Consider the following 15,734-nt stretch of genomic DNA (forward strand, 5'->3'; position numbering starts at 1 on the left):
GCGCGCTCCCTTCGCGGACCGGCCGACCGCGCCTTGCGCAGGGGTGTGACAGTGGAACCCGTGACCACGCTCCACCCGGTCCGGTCGGCTCCCCCTCCCGGCACGGACGCCCGGCCCGAGGGCGGGCTGGTCCCGCCCGGCGGCGAGCTGCTGGAGGCCCTGCTCGCCGGAACGGCGGAGGACGAGCAGCCGGTCACGCACGTGCACCACCTGCCGGTGCGCGAGAGCCGCACCGCGGTCTGGCCGGAGTGGGTGGAGCCGGAGCTGCGCGAGCGCCTGGTCGGCCGCGGCGTGCGCGCCCCGTACTCCCACCAGATCGCCGCCGCGCAGGCCGCCCGCGACGGGCGGCACGTCGTCGTCGCCACCGGCACGGCGTCGGGGAAGTCGCTGGCCTACCAGCTCCCGGCGCTGACGAAGCTGGCCGAGGACCCCCGCGCCTGCGTCCTGTACCTGGCCCCGACCAAGGCACTGGCCCGCGACCAGCTGGCCTCGGTCGCCGAGCTCGCCGACTCCTCGGTGCGCCCCGCCGCCTACGACGGCGACACCCCCGCCGAGGAGCGCGACTGGGTCCGGCGGCACTCGCGCTGGATCGTGACGAACCCGGACATGCTGCACCGCGGGATCCTGCCGGCGCACCAGCGCTGGTCGAGCACGCTGCGCCGGGTCGCCTACGTGGTCATCGACGAGTGCCACGCCTACCGCGGGGTGTTCGGCTCCCACGTCGGCCACGTGCTCCGCCGTCTCCGCCGGATCTGCCGGCGCTACGGCGCGGAGCCGGTGTTCATCCTCGCCTCGGCCACCGTCGCCGACCCCGCCGCGGCCGCCACCCGGCTGGTCGGCGAGGACGTCGTCGCCGTCACCGAGGACGGTTCGCCGCGGCCCGGCGCTACCTTCGCGCTGTGGGAGCCGCCGCTGACCGAGCGCACCGGCGAGCACGGGGCGCCGCTGCGCCGCTCGGCCGCCGCTGACGCCGCCGGGCTGCTCGCCGACCTGGTCGAGCGGGGAGCCCGGACGCTGGCGTTCGTCCGGTCGCGGCGTAGCGCGGAGTCCGTCGCCGACCAGGCCCGCCGGCTGCTGCAGGACCGCGGCCGCGGTGACCTCGCCCCCCGCGTCGACTCCTACCGCGGCGGCTACCTCCCGGAGGAGCGCCGCGAGCTGGAGCGGGCGCTCTCCTCCGGTGACCTGCTCGGGGTGGCCACGACCAACGCGCTCGAGCTGGGCATCGACATCGCCGGCCTGGACGCCGTCGTCCTCGCCGGCTATCCCGGCACCCTGGCCTCGCTGTGGCAGCAGGCCGGCCGGGCCGGCCGCGCGCAGCGGGAGTCGCTTGTGGTGTTCGTGGCCCGCGACGACCCGCTGGACCACTACCTCGCCCACCACCCGCGGGCGGTGTTCGGGCGTCCGATCGAGGCCACCGTCACCGACCCGGCCAACCCCTACGTCCTCGGCCCCCAGCTGTGCTGCGCCGCCGCCGAGCTGCCGCTGCGCCCGGAGGACCTGGCCGACTTCGGCGGCCCTGTGGCCGAGGCGCAGATCGAGGAGCTGGTGACCGCCGGGCAGCTGCGCAAGCGCCCCACCGGCTGGTACTGGGCGGGGCGCGGGCGTCCGGACGTCGACATCCGGGGCAGCGGCGACGAGCCGGTCGCGATCATCGAGGCGGCCACCGGCCGGCTGCTCGGCACGGTCGACGGCGGGGCCGCGCACTCGACCGTGCACGAAGGCGCGCTGTACGTGCACCGCGGGAACACCTTCGTGGTCGACGAGTTCGACGTCGAGGACGCCTGCGCCGTCGTGCACCCGGAGAGCCCCGACTGGACGACCGTGGCCCGCGACATCACCGACCTGGCGATCGTCTCGATCGAGCAGACCCGCACCCTGGGTGCGGTCACCGCACACACCGGCCTGGTCGACGTGACCAACCAGGTGGTCGCCTACCAGCGGCGGCGGATGGGCACCGGCGAGGTGCTGGCCGAGTTCCCGCTCGACCTGCCGCCCCGCCAGCTGCGCACCAAGGCGGTCTGGCTGACGCTGGACTCCCGCGCGGTGCAGCGGGCCGACGTCGGCGACGCCGAGCTGCCGGGCTCGCTGCACGCGGCCGAGCACGCGGCGATCGGCATCCTGCCGCTGCTGGCGACCTGCGACCGCTGGGACCTCGGAGGGCTGTCGACCGCGGTGCACCCGGACACCGGGACGGCGGCGATCTTCGTCTACGACGGCCACCCGGGCGGCGCCGGTTTCGCCGAGCGCGGCTACGCGGCGCTGCGCCGCTGGCTGCAGGCGACCCGGGCGACGGTGGCCAGCTGCGAGTGCGAGAGCGGCTGCCCGTCGTGCGTGCAGTCGCCCAAGTGCGGCAACGGCAACGACCCGCTGGACAAGGCCGGAGCGGTGCGGGTGCTCGACGTGGTCCTCGACGAGCTGGCTGCCGCCGAGGCAGCCGGCGGGAACGTCGTCGCCGAGATCGAAGGGCCCGACGAGTACGAGGAGCCCGGCACACCCTCGGCCCCGGCGGACGTCGACGAGGACGAGCTCGTCTTCTGAGCGGCTCACAGCGGCACCGGTCCGGCTCTCGCCCGGGCTCGGGCGTCGTGCGTCCCCAGCCGCCCGAGCGGTAGGGCGACGCGGACCTCGACGGAGACGATCGATCCCGCCTCGAGCTCGCACCCGGTCAGCTCTGCACCGTTGGCCGCCGCGGTCTCCGCCGCCGCGGCGCACGGGTCGGGGTCGCCAACGACGGCCCGGCTCGCGCCTGCCAGCGCGGCCAGATCGGCCGCGGTCGCCGCACGGTGCCGGGCGACGACCCCCAAGCTCGAGAGGACCGCCGCGGCCGCGACCGTCACCAGGACCGCCGACAGGATCAGCACCCACACCGTCGCAGAGCCGCGCTCGCCGCTCATCCGATCCCGTCCGGTTCACGCTGCGCCACGGACTCCGCGGTGACGGTGAACCGCCAGGGCAGCGGTCCGAGCGGCGCGATCTCGGCGGTCACGACCACCCGGACCTCGCCGCCGGTGGTCGAGACGTCGGTGCGGGCACCGGCCGGCGCCGCCCGGCCCGCCCACTCGACGACCGTCGCGACGTCCTCCCCGCGAGCCGCGGCCCGGGCGCCCTCCCCTGCTGCGTCGACGCACCGGAGCTGGGCACCCACGACCGTGATGACCGCGACCGCGGCGACGAGGACGAGCACCAGCACGGGGAGCACCACCGCCGTCTCCGCGGTCACCATCCCGGCCTCGCCCCGCCGCACCGACGCCTCTCGACGGCGCACCGCTCAGGAGAGCGTGGCGAGCGCGCGGTCGACCAGGTCGGTCAGCCCGGTGACGATGGAGTCCCCGGAGACCACCCGGTAGAGCACCGCGGCGAAGGCGCAGGCGGCCACGGTGCCGACGGCGTACTCGGCGGTGCTCATCCCGGCCTCCTCCCCCGCGGCCCGCAGTCGCGCCCGGCGTCCGGTCCGCACGGCCTCCGCATCGGGCTGGATCAGATCCGCGGCGAGAACGTTCGGCTCGATGACTTTCGGCTCGGTGTTCATGGAGTTCCTCCTGCGTCGGGCCCCGGTGGGGCGGTGCACCGAGCCTCGGTCGCGAGCCTCCGCGGTCCCAGGCCCCGGCGACATCTGTGGAAGGGCACAGCGGCTGTGGACGGTCACCCGAGGACGTCGCCGGCGATGCCGAGGACGAGCGGGACCACGCCGAGGCAGACGAACGCGGGCAGGAAGCACAGCCCGAGCGGCGCCAGGACCCACACGCCGGCCCGCTGCACCTCCGCCTGGGCCTCCGCCCGGGCCGCCGACCGGGTCTCCTCCGCCAGCGCCCGCAGCGCCGGGACCGCGGCGGCGCCGGACTCCCCCGCGCGGATCAGCACGCGGGCGAGGGCGGTGAGCTCCCCCGGCTGGCCGGCCCACGCCCGCCGCGGCACCGCACCCATCCGGGAGAGCCCGGCGACGACCTGCAGGCGCGCAGCCAGGGGCGCGGGCACCGCACCGGCCACCGCGGCCAGGGCGCCGGCCACGGGCAGTCCGGCGGTCAGGCAGGCCGCCAGCAGCTCGCACGCCGCGGGGAGCTCCCGGTCGAGGGCCGCACGCTCGGCGGCGTCCTCGTCCGGAGCTGCGGCGCGGAGCAACCGCTCACCTCCCACCGTCACCCCGACCGCGGCGAGAGCACCCAGCGTGCCGCCGAGCAGCAACGCCGCCGCCAGTCCGGCCGCTCCGGCCAGCAGCCACCGCCGCCGCGGGTCCGCGCTCGCGTCCTCGGGCCGGGGATCCGCGTCGGACCCGGCAGCCACCAGCGCCCGCACCCGCCGGCCCACCACGGCCGAGCCGGGCACCCACACCGCGACGGCGACCGCCAGCAGGAGCGCCGGGAGAGCCGCACTCATCGGGCGAGCCCGCGGACGAGGCGGCCGGTCCAGGCGATGCCGGCTCCCTCGAGCAGCACGCCGACCACCAGCAGGACTTGTCCGGTGCCGGTCCGGGTGAGCACCTGCCAGGGATCGGCTCCCACACCGCTGCCCATCGCGAGCCCGAGCAGCGGGAGCCCCGCCAGCAGACGCGCGCTGGCCCGTGGTCCGGCGGTGGCGACCAGGAGCTCACGCCGGCGCCGCTGCCGGGCCCGGAGGTCGTCCTCGACCGCCGAGACGACGGCGGCCAGCGAGCAGCCGGTGCGCGCACTCAAGGCCACCGCTGCCGAGAGCCGGTCGAGGGCGGAAGCTCTCCCGTCGGCGGAGGCAGCCATCCCGGGCACGGAGGCCACCGGTGCCCGGACGGCACGCACCAGCGCTGCTGCGGTGTCCTCGTCCGGGCAGTCGGCGACGGCGCCGCGCACCGCCTCCTCGAGCGTCCGGCCGGCGCGGAGCTCCGCGGCGAACGCGGCGAGCACCTCGATGAGCGTCGACAACCGGGCTTGATCGGCCGCGAGCTCCCGCCGCGCGTGCCACCCGCGTACGGCGAGAGCGGCGCAGCCGGCCGCGAGCACCGCCACCAGCCCGGTGCTGACCAGCACGGCCGCACTCCCGGCCAGCACCGCCGCGGCGGCCGGGAGAGGCACCGGGCGCACCTCGCGGGACCCGGCGGCCACGGACGGCACCCGGTGCAGCCGGTCCCGGACGACGGCACGACCGTCCGGCCAGAGCAGCACCGCTCCCGCGACAGCGAGCAGCGCCGGCGTCACGGCACCGCCAGCAGCGCCCGGAGCGCTTCGGCCGCCGGGCACGGCCCGCCGTCGGCCCGCCAGCCCGGCTCCACGACCACGAGGTCGTCCCGGCGGCGCAGCACCCCGATCTCCGCCACCTGCCGGCCGGTCGGCACCCGGCGCAGGTGCACCACGACGTCCAGCGCCGCCGCGGCCTGGCTGTGCACCGCCGCGCGGCCCAGCCCCGCGGCCACCCCGAGCGCCTCCAGCCGGGCCGGCACCTCGGCCGAGCGGTTGGCATGCAGCGTTCCGCATCCGCCGTCGTGACCGGTGTTGAGCGCGGCGAGGAGGTCGACCACCTCCGCGCCGCGCACCTCGCCCACCACCAGCCGGTCCGGGCGCATCCGCAGGGCCTGCCGCACCAGGTCGCGCAGCCCGACCGCGCCGGCTCCCTCCACGTTGGGCGGCCGGGTCAGCAGCCGGACCACGTGCGGGTGCCGGGGTGTCAGCTCCGCGGCGTCCTCGCAGAGCAGCAGCCGCTCGCTCGGCGCCACCTCGCCGAGCAGCGCGGACAGCAGCGTGGTCTTGCCCGAGCCGGTACCGCCGGTGACCAAGAAGGCGAGCCGGCGGTCGACGACGGCCCGCAGCAGCGCCCCGCTCTCCCCCGGCAGCGTGCCGCGGTCGCCCAGCTCGGCCAGCGACCGCGAGCAGCGCCGGAGCACGCGCAACGAGAGGCACGTCCCGCCGCCGGAGACCGGGGGCAGCACCGCGTGCAGCCGGGTGCCGTCGGGCAGGCCGACGTCGACCCACGGCGCGGCGTCGTCGAGCCGGCGGCCCGCCGAGCCCGCCAGGCGCACCGCCAGCCGGCGAACCGCCTCGTCGTCGGGGAAGCCGACGTCGGGCACCGGTTCCAGCCCGGCGCCACGGTCGAGCCACACCTCGTCCGGTCCGTTGACCAGCACGTCGGTCACCCCGGGCAGCCGGAGCAGCGCCTCGAGCGGCCCGGCGCCGGCCAGCTCGTCGACGGCGTCGCGCACGGCCAGCAGGACGTCGGCGTCACCCAGCAGGCCGCCGGCCTCCTCGCGCACCAGCGCCGCGACGCCCGCCCGGGACGGGGCCGCGTCCTCGACCGCCAGGCGGGCCCGCACCCGGTCGAGCAGCGTCGGCGCGCTCATCCGGCGACCTCGTCGAGCAGTCGGCGCGCGAGGGCTCCCAGGACCGAGCGCGGTCCGCCGCCCGGCGGCTCGCCCCGTTCGCCCCGGACCATCACGCCCCGGGAGTGCGGGATCTCCCCCGCGACCGGACAGCCGACCACCTCCGCGACGTCGTCGATCCCGAGCCCACCGGGGTGCGTCCGGACGACCAGCCGGGCGCCCGCCCACGGCGTGCCCTCGGCAGTCATGAGGAGCCTGGCCGCCGACGCGGCACGCAGCCGGGCAGGGACGACCAGCAGGGAGAGATCGGCGTCGGCCAGCACCGCGCGGGCCGCCTCGTCCGGCCCCTCGGGCCCGGGCCTCGGGAGGTCGACGACCACCGGCCGACCGGTGCCACGGGCGGCGTCCACCACCGCGGCCAGGGCCTCGGCGGGCACCGGCCTCGCCCGCTCGCGGTCTGCCGTGAGCAGGTGCACGCCCGCCACCTCCGGCAGCCCGGCGAGCAGCGCCTCTCCGGCCACCCGTCCGCGAAGACCGACCAGGTCCGGCCAGCGCAGCCCCTCGGCTCTCTCCGCGCCGAGCAGCAGGTCCAGTCCGCCGCCCCACACGTCGGCGTCGACCAGCAGCGCGCCGTCGGGAGCCGCCAGCGCCACCGCACCGGCCAGCGTGCTGGCACCGGCTCCGCCACATGCCGCGCCGACGGCGATCAGCGGTCCGCGCGCGACCGGGTCGCGGATCGCGGCCGCCGCACGCGCCAGCAGCCACGACTCGTCGGCCGGAAGCACCGCGACCCGCTCGGCCCCCACCTCGACCGCCGCGGCCCACTCCGCCGGCGGCAGCTCGGCCGCGGTGACGACCACGACGCCCGGGCGCCGGGGCAGCGACCGCAGCGCCCCGGCGCGGAGGCAGTCGGCGCCGACGAGCACCAGCGGCGCGTCCCGGAAGGCCCGCCGCAGCGAGGGACCACCGACCGCGTGCTCGGCCTCGGCGCCCGCCGCGGCGAGCACCCGGAGGACGTCGTCGAGCAGCTCCTCGTCACTGCTGACGACGAGCGGACGGGACGGCGGAACAGGCGGGGAGAGCACCCGCCCACCCCACCGCGGGCCCACGGATCAGCACCACGGCACCGACCGGACTGTGGATTCCCCCGTCAGGTGTGGAAAACGGTCCAGAAAGATCGCCGATCTGCCGATCCAGCTACCGTGACTGACGTGACGCGCTCCGCGGCGTTCTTCGACCTGGACAAGACGGTCATCGCCAAGTCCAGTGCGCTCGCCTTCGGGCGGCCCTTCTTCCAGGGCGGGCTGATCAACCGGCGCGCCGTCCTCAAGTCCGCCTACGCCCAGTTCGTCTTCTCCCTCGCGGGCGCCGACGAGCAGCAGATGGAGCGGCTGCGCGCGCAGCTCACCGCCATGGTCACCGGCTGGGACGCCGCCGTCGTGCACGAGATCGTCCGCGAGACGCTGCACGAGATCGTCGACCCGCTGGTCTACGCCGAGGCCGCCGACCTCATCGAGGAGCACCGCGCCGCCGGCCGCGAGATCGTCATCGTCTCCAGCAGTGGCGCGGAGATGGTCGAGCCGATCGGCGAGATGCTCGGCGTCGACCGCGTCGTCGCCACCAGGCTGGTCGTCGAGGACGGCCGCTACACCGGCGACATCGAGTTCTACGCCTACGGCGAGAACAAGGCCGAGGCCGTGCGCCGGCTGGCCGCCGAGGGCGGCTACGACCTGGCCGACTGCTATGCCTACAGCGACTCGATCACCGATCTGCCGCTGCTGGCCGCGGTCGGCCACCCGACCGCCGTCAACCCCGACCGCGGGCTGCGCAAGGTCGCCCTCGAGCGGGGCTGGCCGATGCTGCGTTTCGAGCGGCCGGTCAGCATCCGGTCCCGCTTCTCCACGCCGTCGACGCCTGTCGTCACGGGTGCGGCCATGGGCGTCGGCGCCGCCGTCGTCGGCCTGGCCTGGTACGCCCGGCACCGCGCGCTGCGCGCCGCCGGCCCGGCGCCGGTGCCCAGCCGCCGTCGCCGGTTCGGCGCCTGACCCCCGCTCAGCACGTGCTCGCCCTCACCGGCGCCTGGCTGGCCGTGCTCGCCGTCTGCGCCCTCGCGGCGTGGTTCGGGCACGACGCCCGCGTCGGGAGCCGCCGGCGTCCGGCCGTCCAGCGGGTCGGCCTCTTCCTCTCCCGCGGCGGGCCGTGGCTCACCGGCCTCTCCGCCGCCGCCGTCGGCGCCCTCACCGGAGCCTGGCTGCCCGCCGCGGCCCTGGGTGCGGTCGCGGTGACCGTCGTCGCCCTCGTCGGCCTCGGGCTCGCGCCGCACTGACCGCGGATCAGCCGCGGAGCTTGCTCTCGCAGATCGCCAGACCCTCGAGGGCGCCGTGCTCGACGGCCCGGCAGCAGTGCACCAGCCAGGCGGCCAGGCCCTCGCGCGAGCCCGACGCGTAGCCGGCGAGCGCCTCCTCGTAGGCCTCCCGGCCGAGATGGGCGAACCCGACCTCCGGCACCGACACCGCCTTCGGGTCCAGGCCCCGGGTGATGACCGTGAGCCGGGCGGCGGCCCGGGCGACGACGCCGTCGGCCAGCCCGAACGGCGCCAGCGCGGCGATCTCGCCGTGCACGAGGGCGGCCACGATCACCGCGGGAACCGCCGTCGAGGTGCCCGTGACGATGGAGAAGAGACCCGCCAGCCGCTGGCCCGCGTGCGGCCCGGGCCGGCCGAGCTCGGCCTGGTCGGCGAGGTCCGCGGCGGCCAGGACGTGCAACCGGGCGAGCACCTGCCCCGGGGCCTTGGGCCAGGTCTCCATCATCGAGCCGAGTCCGGCCGAGGCGCGGAGCGCGCCCTGCACGACCGGGTCGGTCACCGAGCCGGCACGCAGCTCGGCCAGGGGGACGTCGACCCCGGCGAGCGCCGCCGAGGCCCGCGCGCCGCGCAGCGCCGACTCGATGCTGATGCCGGCCGACTCGCGCCGCAGCACCTTGTGGCCCAGCAGCCGGTCGATGCCGTGGCGGGCGTCGTGGGCGGCATCGCGCACACCCGGGAGGTCGAGCAGCGGCGCCAGCGGGTCGGGCGTGCCCGGGCGGGCAGCAGGACGGGCGGCGCCGGGACGGACGGGGATGCTCACGCGACGACGGTACGAGGCGCGCCCTGCAGCACCGCACTCCCCTGTCCTACAGTGCCTCCTGCCATGGCCTCCCCCATCACGTTGTTGCTGGTCCGTCACGGGCAGAGCGAGTGGAACGCCCAGGGTCTGATGCAGGGCCAGACCGCGCACCCACCGCTCACCGCCCTCGGCCACTCGCAGGCGGAGCTGGCCGCCGTCGAGCTCGCCGCGCTCTCCCCCGGCGCCCTGATCTCCAGCGACCTGCTGCGCGCGGTGCAGACCGCCGAGCACTGCGCCGCGGCCACCGGACTCCCGGTGACCACGGCGGCCGAGCTGCGCGAGCAGGGGTACGGCGTGCTGGAAGGCCGCCCCTCCCGCGAACTGTGGGACGTCGTCGACTGGACCGACGCCTCCTGGGCGGCCGAGGGCGGCGAGAGCCTGGCCGAGCTGCACGGGCGGGTGGCCGCGTTCCTGGCTCAGCTGTGCGCCGAGCCTCCGGCCGACGTCGTCGCCCTCGTCACCCACGGCGACACGATCCGCGCCGTCCAGGCGGTCGCCGCGGGTCTGGGCGCCGACGCCATGCCGGCGGTCACGCCGCCCAACGGCTCGATCACCCGCCTGGAGATCTGCGAGTAGTCAGCGGCGGCGGAGCAGGCCACCCACCAGGCGGCCGAGGCCGCCCGCAGCCGGTGCAGGAGCCGACCGGCCCCGGCGCAGGCCGCCCCGCGGCACGGCACTCCCACGCCCCGGGCGTGCGGCCCCGCCCCTCGCTGCGTTCCTCGCGGTGGTCTCCGCCGTGCCCATCAGTCGTCCGAGGATGCTCATGGAACAGGGGTGCCCCGGATCCGCGGCATGACCCGGGCGGGCGGCGGCCGCGCGGCGTGCCGTCACCGCGCGGTCAGCCTCGCTGCCACCCAGCCAGATCGGCGACGGGTCAGGAGACCTCGACCAGGTCGATGATGAAGGTGAGGGTGGAGTCCGCGGGGATCGACCCGTTGGCCTGAGAACCGTAGCCGAGGTCGCTGGGCATGGTGACCATGCGCCGACCGCCCTCCTTCATGCCGGTGATGCCCCGGTCGAAGCCCTCGATGACGCCGCCGGCGCCGAGCTGCACCTCGAAGGTGTTGTTCTCCCCGCCCTTCCACGACGAGTCGAACTCCTCGCCGGTCTCGGGGAAGCCGCCGACGTACTTGACCTCCACGACGTCGCCGGCCTCGGCCTCGGCCCCGTCGCCCACGACGACGTCCTCGATCACCAGCTCGGTGGGCGCCTCCTCCTCCGACGCGGGGATCTTCGGCGCGGTCCCGAGGTCGGTGCTGACCTCCGACGAGCTGCTCGCGGAGTCGGAGTCGTCGCCACAGGCGGCGAGCGGGAGGAGCAGGGAGAGCGCGAGGAGCGCCCCGGGCACGGTGCGGCGGGTCATGCCGCCATCGTCCCAGAGCGCCCCCCTCCCAGAGCGCAAGGCGGCCGAGCGGCGGCCCACTGTCAGGAGGCGCCGAGCGCGTCGGCCATCCGGTGGTGCACCGCGGCCTCGTCGGCGCGGCTCAGCCGCTCCAGGGTGCGGGCCAGCGCCCGGCGGGCCCAGCCGTTGGCCGGCGCCAGCACGACCAGCTTGCTGAGCGCCTCCTCGGCGCGGCTCAGCTGAGCGGAGCTGTAGTACGCGCGGGCCAGCAGCTCCAGGGCCGCCTGGTTGCCCGGCTCGGCGTCCACGACGCCCTGCAGGATCCGGGCGGCCTCGGCCGGCTGCCCCATGTTCAGGAAGAGGTCCGCCCGGAGGAACTCCGAGTGGAGGTCGAGCTCGAACTCCCGCATCATGCCCGCCCCAACGCACGCCGGCCCCGGCCGCTTCCCGCCGTCAGTCCTCCGGGTCGGGGTACCGCGCACCCGCGGCGAGCTCCGCGCCCTCGGCGACCTTCGCCTCCCGGCCGACGAGCGTGATCTCGCCGTCGCCACCGACCGTGGCGCCGGCACCGATCTCCACGTTGTCGTCCAGCACGGCCCGGGTCACCGTGGCGCCGGACCGCACCCGCACGCCCGGGAGCAGCACCGAGTCGACGACCGTCGCCCCCCGCTCGACGATCACGCCCGGAGAGAGCACCGACCCCCGCACGTTGCCGGAGATCCGGGTGCCGCCGGAGAGCAGGCTGTTCTCGATCTGCCCGTCGTCGAGGACGCGGGCGGCGCTGTGCCGCCCACCTCGCGTGTGCACCGGCCAGTCCGGGTCGTCGAGGTCCAGCGGCGGCTCCTCGTCGAGGAACTCGCGGTGCGTGCGCCAGTAGGACTCGATCGTGCCGACGTCGCGCCAGTAGCCGTTCAGCGGATAGGCGCGCGCCACCCCGTCCTTCGTCTGCGCGGGCAGCAGGTGGTCGCCGAGGTCCTCGAGACCGTCCTCCCCCGCCTCCTCGCCCAGCGCATCCAGGCGGTCCAGCGTCGGCCCCGGGGAGAACACGAACACCTCGTTGGTCGCCGTCGTCGTCGCCGGCTCATCGGGCTTGTAGGCATAGCTGGTCACGCGGTCGCCGTCGACCTCGACGATCCCGTAGCGCGAGGCGTCGTCGGCCTCCACCTCGGTGGTCACCATCGTCACCTCGGCGCCCGAGGCGAGGTGGGCGTCGACGACCTCGCGGTAGTCCAGCTTGTAGACGGCGTCGGCGCTGACGACGACGAGCGCGTCGGGGGCGAACTGCCGGATCAGCTCGGACTGCCGCCACAGGCCGTCGGCGGTGCCCTCGGTGAAGCCACCGCGCTCGCTGCCCTGGAACGGCGGCAGCATCATCAGCCCGCCGCTGGTGCGGTCCAGGTCCCACGGGCGGCCGTTGGCCAGGTGCTCGTTCACCGACTGCGGCTGGTACTGCTCCGACACCCACACATCGGCGATCGACGAGTGCTGGCAGTTGCTGAGCGGGAAGTCGATCAGCCGGTATACCCCGGCGAACGGGACGGCGGGCTTGGCCCGCTGCTCGGTCAGCAGCTCCAGCCGCTTGCCCTTGCCACCGGCGAGCACGAGCACGAGAACCTTCGGGAGCGCCATGGGTCCCCGCTACCCGCGCCCGGCGCCGTACACCCTCAGGCGGGCAGATCTCCTCCGGGGCCGGCCGCCTCGGCGAGCAGCCGCTCGCGCAGCTCGGCGGGCAGCCGGTCGACGTAGACGGTGCCGTCGAGGTGGTCGACCTCGTGCTGGAGGCAGCGGGCGGCCATGCCGGTGGCCTGGATCGAGATCGGCTTCCCCTCGAGGTCGACGCCGTCCACCCGGGCGCGGAAGGCGCGCGCCAGCTCGGCGTAGGGGCCGGGCACCGAGAGGCAGCCCTCCTCGTCCAGCTCCTCGGCGGGCTCGTCGCCCACGGGCTCGAGGACCGTCAGCACCGGGTTGACGACGTAGCCCATGACGTCCTCGCCGTCGGCGTCCGGGCAGTCGATGACGAAGACCCGGGCGTCGACGCCGATCTGGTTGGCCGCCAGGCCCACGCCGTCGGCGGCCTCCATGCTGGCGAACATGTCGAGGACCAGCCGGCGCAGGCCGTCGTCGAACGCGGTCACCTCGGCGCAGCGGCGGTGCAGGACCGGGTTGCTGCCGTAGGTGACGATCGGCCGGGCGACGCCGTCGTAACGGCCGAACAGGCGCATGACCGCAGATCCTAGGGACCCGGCTCCGGCGGGTGTCCCGAGCGCTGCGCGCAGCCGACGACGGACGTAGGGTCCGACCATCGGAGCGACCTGCCCGCACGGGCAGGGGGCGCACCCGTCGAGAACCCGGCGGTGACCGCCTGCCACACGCAGCACGCCTCCTCTGAGGAGCTCGGCCATGTCGTCACCTGCGCTGCCCCGCCACCGCGTACGCCCGCCCTCACCCCGCCGCGCCGCTCCTTCGCCCACCGCCCGCTTCCGGTACGACTCCGCCACCGGCGACTGGTGGTGGTCCGCCGGCATGCACGAGCTGCTCGGCCTGGACCCGCTCCGCGAACCCTGCACGGAGAGCTTCCTGGCCGCCCACCACCCCGCCGACTCGGCCCGCGTGATCGAGGCGGTCACCGCCGCCTGCGACGGCGGTCGGCCGTTCGCGCTCGAGACCCGGGTCCTGCACCCCACCCGCGCCCAGCGCTCGGTGGTCCTGATCGGCGAGCCGCTGCGGGACGGAACCGGTGCGGTGACCGGCGTCGAGGGCACGTGCGCCGACATCACCGCCTCCCGCGCCCCGGACACCGAGGCCGAGGCCGCGCGCGCACTGCAGACGGAGGTGGCCCAGATGCGCACGGCGATGGCCAGCCGGGCGGTCATCGAGCAGGCCAAGGGCGTGCTGATGGTCCTGACCAACTGCGCAGAGCAGACGGCGTTCGACCTGCTGGCGCACATCTCCAGCCACACCCACCGGAAGGTGCGGGACGTCGCACAGCTGCTGACCGAGTCCGCCGCCCGCCGCAGCGCGCTGCCCGAGGAGCTGGCTGCGATCCTCCGCGACGCCATGCCGCCGGGGCAGCCTCTGCGCTGACCGGCGCCGCGTCCCGCCGCGCAGCCCTCGACCGGTCTCGGGCAGGATCGCGGGCAGCGGTGCGGCGGATGGCGCACGGGCCGCCGAGGGGGAAGCCCGGATGTTCTACGTCCTCACCATGCTCGTCGTCCGGCCGCTCTTCTGGCTGATCTTCCGGCCGCGGGTGACCGGCCGGGAGAACGTGCCCATGGAGGGCCCGGTCATCTTCGCCAGCAACCACCTGTCGTTCATCGACAGCATCGCCATCCCGACCGTGGCTCCGCGCCGGGTCGGCTACCTGGCCAAGGCGGAGTACTTCACCGGGTCGGGCATCTCCGGGTGGTTCACCCGGACGCTGTTCACCGCCCTCGGCGCCCTGCCCGTGGAGCGCGAGACCCACCGCGCCGCGCAGGCCGCCCTGGACACCGCGCTCGGCGTGCTCCAGGCCGGCGGGGGCTTCGGCATCTACCCGGAGGGCACCCGGTCGCGTGACGGGCGGCTGGCCCGGGGCAAGACCGGCGTCGCCTGGCTCGCGCTGACGGCGGACTGCCCGGTGGTGCCGGTGGCGGTCGCCGGCACCGACCGCGTCCAGCCGGTCGGGGCGAGCTGGCCGCGGCCGGCGCGGGTGTCGATCACCTTCGGCGCTCCCCTCACGTTCCCGGAGCACCGCGGCAAGGCGGGCAACGGCCGCGCCCGGCGGGAGGTGACCGACCGGATCATGGTCGCGATCGCCGAGCTCTCCGGCCAGGAGAAGGCCGGCTGGGACGCTCCCGACGCGGCGTGAGCGGCGTCAGCCCTCGGTGATCCTCGCCCGCACGTCGTCCGGCCACGGCTGGGGGCGGCCGTCGGCGACCGAGACGTAGGTGTTGCGGACGACGCAGCACACCCGCTCGCCGACCCGCACGGTGAAGCGGACCGTCACGCTGGTGCGGCCCACCTTCTCGGTCTCGGCGTCCACGGCGACGGTGTCGCCCCAACGGGCGGACGACGTCCACTCCAGCGAGCTGGCCTTGACCACCGGGTCGACGCCCCGCTCGACCAGGGCGTCCCACTCGAGCCCGTGGGAGGCCCACCACCCGTTGGACGCCTCGTCGGCCCAGGTCAGGTAGTGGGCGTTGAAGACGACGCCCTGCTGGTCGCACTCGACGTAGCGGACAAGGGAGCTCCAGACCTCAGGCACGAGGAGGAACGGTAACGGGGCCGCCGTCTACGGTCGGCGCGTGGATGCCGACGCCCTCGCCCCTGACGCCCTGGACGCCTACCGGTCGCCGTCGCAGCGGGTGCTGGACAAAGAGATCGGGGCCCTGGACTCGTTCTGCCGCGACTTCATCGCCCTCTCGCCGTTCGCGACGCTCGCGACCGCCTCGGCCGACGGCTGGCCCGAGGTCTCGCCCCGCGGCGGGGCGCCGGGGTTCGTGCACGTGCTCGACGCGCACCGGCTGGCGCTGCCCGACCGGCTGGGCAACAACCGGATCGACAGCCTGCGGAATCTCACGGACAACCCGCGAGCGGCGCTGATGTTCTTCGTGCCGGGCTTCGACGAGACGCTGCGCGTCTACGGCACGACGTCGGTGGTCTCCCCCGCGGAGCTCGACGTCGATCTCACCGAGTTCGGCAAGGCGCCGCTGTCGGTGCTGGTGCTGCAGGTGACCAAGGCGTACTTCCAGTGCCCCAAGTCGGTCATGCGGTCGGGGCTGTGGGATCCGGAGCGCCGGGTGGACCGCTCGACGTACCCCTCGTTCGGCACGGTGCTGCGCGAGCACTGCCGGGACACCACGATCACGACCGACGACACGGTCATGCGCGCGGCGCTCGCCGAGGAGCTCTAGGAGCCGACGGAGCCCGCGGGGCCGAAACTGTCGGCTCCCGCTCCTAGCCTGCGCCC

Annotated in this window: 20 protein-coding genes; 7 read left to right on the plus strand and 13 right to left on the minus strand. The window is 75.8% G+C overall.

Going from position 1 to position 15,734, the window contains the following annotated elements; translation table 11 throughout:
- Positions 1-60: 60 nt before the first annotated feature.
- Positions 61-2,538 (plus strand): DEAD/DEAH box helicase, encoded by a 2,478-nt coding sequence (locus tag LBW97_RS07245; RefSeq protein ID WP_224498730.1) that lies wholly within the window; start codon positions 61-63, stop codon positions 2,536-2,538.
- A gap of 5 nt (positions 2,539-2,543) precedes the next feature.
- Here the strand turns inward: LBW97_RS07245 and LBW97_RS07250 are convergent, their stop codons facing one another.
- The 7 genes from LBW97_RS07250 to ssd form a co-directional block, all read right to left on the minus strand.
- A complete protein-coding gene (locus tag LBW97_RS07250) occupies positions 2,544-2,894 on the minus strand; it encodes an Rv3654c family TadE-like protein (RefSeq protein WP_224498731.1) in 351 nt (116 codons plus the stop codon).
- The gene (locus LBW97_RS07255) at positions 2,891-3,265 is read right to left on the minus strand and encodes a TadE family type IV pilus minor pilin (RefSeq protein ID WP_224498732.1); all 375 of its coding nucleotides are present in this window, start codon (positions 3,263-3,265) and stop codon (positions 2,891-2,893) included. Before LBW97_RS07255 ends, LBW97_RS07250 begins: the two co-directional genes overlap by 4 nt.
- Before the next feature lie 3 nt (positions 3,266-3,268).
- Positions 3,269-3,529: a DUF4244 domain-containing protein gene (locus tag LBW97_RS07260; protein ID WP_224498733.1), complete on the minus strand. Its 261-nt coding sequence runs from the start codon at positions 3,527-3,529 to the stop codon at positions 3,269-3,271.
- 113 nt (positions 3,530-3,642) lie between these two features.
- Positions 3,643-4,374: a type II secretion system F family protein gene (locus tag LBW97_RS07265; RefSeq protein ID WP_224498734.1), complete on the minus strand. Its 732-nt coding sequence runs from the start codon at positions 4,372-4,374 to the stop codon at positions 3,643-3,645.
- Positions 4,371-5,165, minus strand: a complete 795-nt coding sequence (locus LBW97_RS07270; RefSeq protein ID WP_224498735.1) for a type II secretion system F family protein — start codon at positions 5,163-5,165, stop codon at positions 4,371-4,373. Before LBW97_RS07270 ends, LBW97_RS07265 begins: the two co-directional genes overlap by 4 nt.
- Positions 5,162-6,301, minus strand: a complete 1,140-nt coding sequence (locus LBW97_RS07275; RefSeq protein WP_224498736.1) for a TadA family conjugal transfer-associated ATPase — start codon at positions 6,299-6,301, stop codon at positions 5,162-5,164. The genes LBW97_RS07270 and LBW97_RS07275 overlap by 4 nt, the downstream gene beginning before the upstream one ends.
- Complete coding sequence (gene ssd / locus LBW97_RS07280) at positions 6,298-7,365, minus strand: septum site-determining protein Ssd (RefSeq protein ID WP_224498737.1); 1,068 nt, start codon at positions 7,363-7,365, stop codon at positions 6,298-6,300. The genes LBW97_RS07275 and ssd overlap by 4 nt, the downstream gene beginning before the upstream one ends.
- Before the next feature lie 126 nt (positions 7,366-7,491).
- Here ssd and LBW97_RS07285 point away from each other — a divergent pair, with 126 nt between their 5' ends.
- A complete protein-coding gene (locus LBW97_RS07285; protein ID WP_224498738.1) occupies positions 7,492-8,325 on the plus strand; it encodes an HAD family phosphatase in 834 nt (277 codons plus the stop codon).
- 14 nt (positions 8,326-8,339) lie between these two features.
- Positions 8,340-8,606: a hypothetical protein gene (locus LBW97_RS07290; protein ID WP_224498739.1), complete on the plus strand. Its 267-nt coding sequence runs from the start codon at positions 8,340-8,342 to the stop codon at positions 8,604-8,606.
- Positions 8,607-8,613: 7 nt separating this feature from the next.
- Here the strand turns inward: LBW97_RS07290 and LBW97_RS07295 are convergent, their stop codons facing one another.
- The gene (locus LBW97_RS07295) at positions 8,614-9,405 is read right to left on the minus strand and encodes an oxidoreductase (RefSeq protein ID WP_224498740.1); all 792 of its coding nucleotides are present in this window, start codon (positions 9,403-9,405) and stop codon (positions 8,614-8,616) included.
- Between the two features lie 63 nt (positions 9,406-9,468).
- On the opposite strand from LBW97_RS07295, the gene LBW97_RS07300 reads away from it, so the two are divergent.
- On the plus strand, positions 9,469-10,020 hold the full coding sequence (locus LBW97_RS07300) for a histidine phosphatase family protein (RefSeq protein ID WP_224498741.1): 552 nt from the start codon (positions 9,469-9,471) through the stop codon (positions 10,018-10,020).
- A gap of 298 nt (positions 10,021-10,318) precedes the next feature.
- On the opposite strand, the gene LBW97_RS07305 is transcribed toward LBW97_RS07300, so the two are convergent.
- From LBW97_RS07305 to def, 4 genes are all read right to left on the minus strand, one after another.
- Entirely contained in the window at positions 10,319-10,807 is a 489-nt protein-coding gene (locus LBW97_RS07305; RefSeq protein WP_224498742.1) for an FKBP-type peptidyl-prolyl cis-trans isomerase, read from the minus strand.
- Between the two features lie 62 nt (positions 10,808-10,869).
- Entirely contained in the window at positions 10,870-11,199 is a 330-nt protein-coding gene (locus LBW97_RS07310; RefSeq protein ID WP_224498743.1) for a tetratricopeptide repeat protein, read from the minus strand.
- A gap of 40 nt (positions 11,200-11,239) precedes the next feature.
- Entirely contained in the window at positions 11,240-12,415 is a 1,176-nt protein-coding gene (locus tag LBW97_RS07315; protein ID WP_224498744.1) for a glucose-1-phosphate adenylyltransferase family protein, read from the minus strand.
- A gap of 35 nt (positions 12,416-12,450) precedes the next feature.
- A complete protein-coding gene (gene def / locus LBW97_RS07320) occupies positions 12,451-13,008 on the minus strand; it encodes a peptide deformylase (RefSeq protein ID WP_224498745.1) in 558 nt (185 codons plus the stop codon).
- 178 nt (positions 13,009-13,186) lie between these two features.
- On the opposite strand from def, the gene LBW97_RS07325 reads away from it, so the two are divergent.
- The gene (locus tag LBW97_RS07325; RefSeq protein WP_224498746.1) at positions 13,187-13,870 is read left to right on the plus strand and encodes an ANTAR domain-containing protein; all 684 of its coding nucleotides are present in this window, start codon (positions 13,187-13,189) and stop codon (positions 13,868-13,870) included.
- Between the two features lie 100 nt (positions 13,871-13,970).
- Positions 13,971-14,633: a 1-acyl-sn-glycerol-3-phosphate acyltransferase gene (locus LBW97_RS07330; RefSeq protein WP_224498747.1), complete on the plus strand. Its 663-nt coding sequence runs from the start codon at positions 13,971-13,973 to the stop codon at positions 14,631-14,633.
- Between the two features lie 6 nt (positions 14,634-14,639).
- Here LBW97_RS07330 and LBW97_RS07335 read toward each other — a convergent pair whose 3' ends face one another.
- Positions 14,640-15,029, minus strand: a complete 390-nt coding sequence (locus LBW97_RS07335) for a thioesterase family protein (RefSeq protein ID WP_224498748.1) — start codon at positions 15,027-15,029, stop codon at positions 14,640-14,642.
- A 40-nt stretch (positions 15,030-15,069) separates the two neighbouring features.
- On the opposite strand from LBW97_RS07335, the gene LBW97_RS07340 reads away from it, so the two are divergent.
- Positions 15,070-15,678, plus strand: coding sequence for an MSMEG_1061 family FMN-dependent PPOX-type flavoprotein (locus LBW97_RS07340; protein ID WP_224498749.1), 609 nt, complete (start codon positions 15,070-15,072; stop codon positions 15,676-15,678).
- Positions 15,679-15,734 lie beyond the last annotated feature (56 nt).

Origin of the sequence: Blastococcus sp. LR1, assembly GCF_020166105.1 — a bacterium.
Classification (GTDB): domain Bacteria; phylum Actinomycetota; class Actinomycetes; order Mycobacteriales; family Geodermatophilaceae; genus Blastococcus.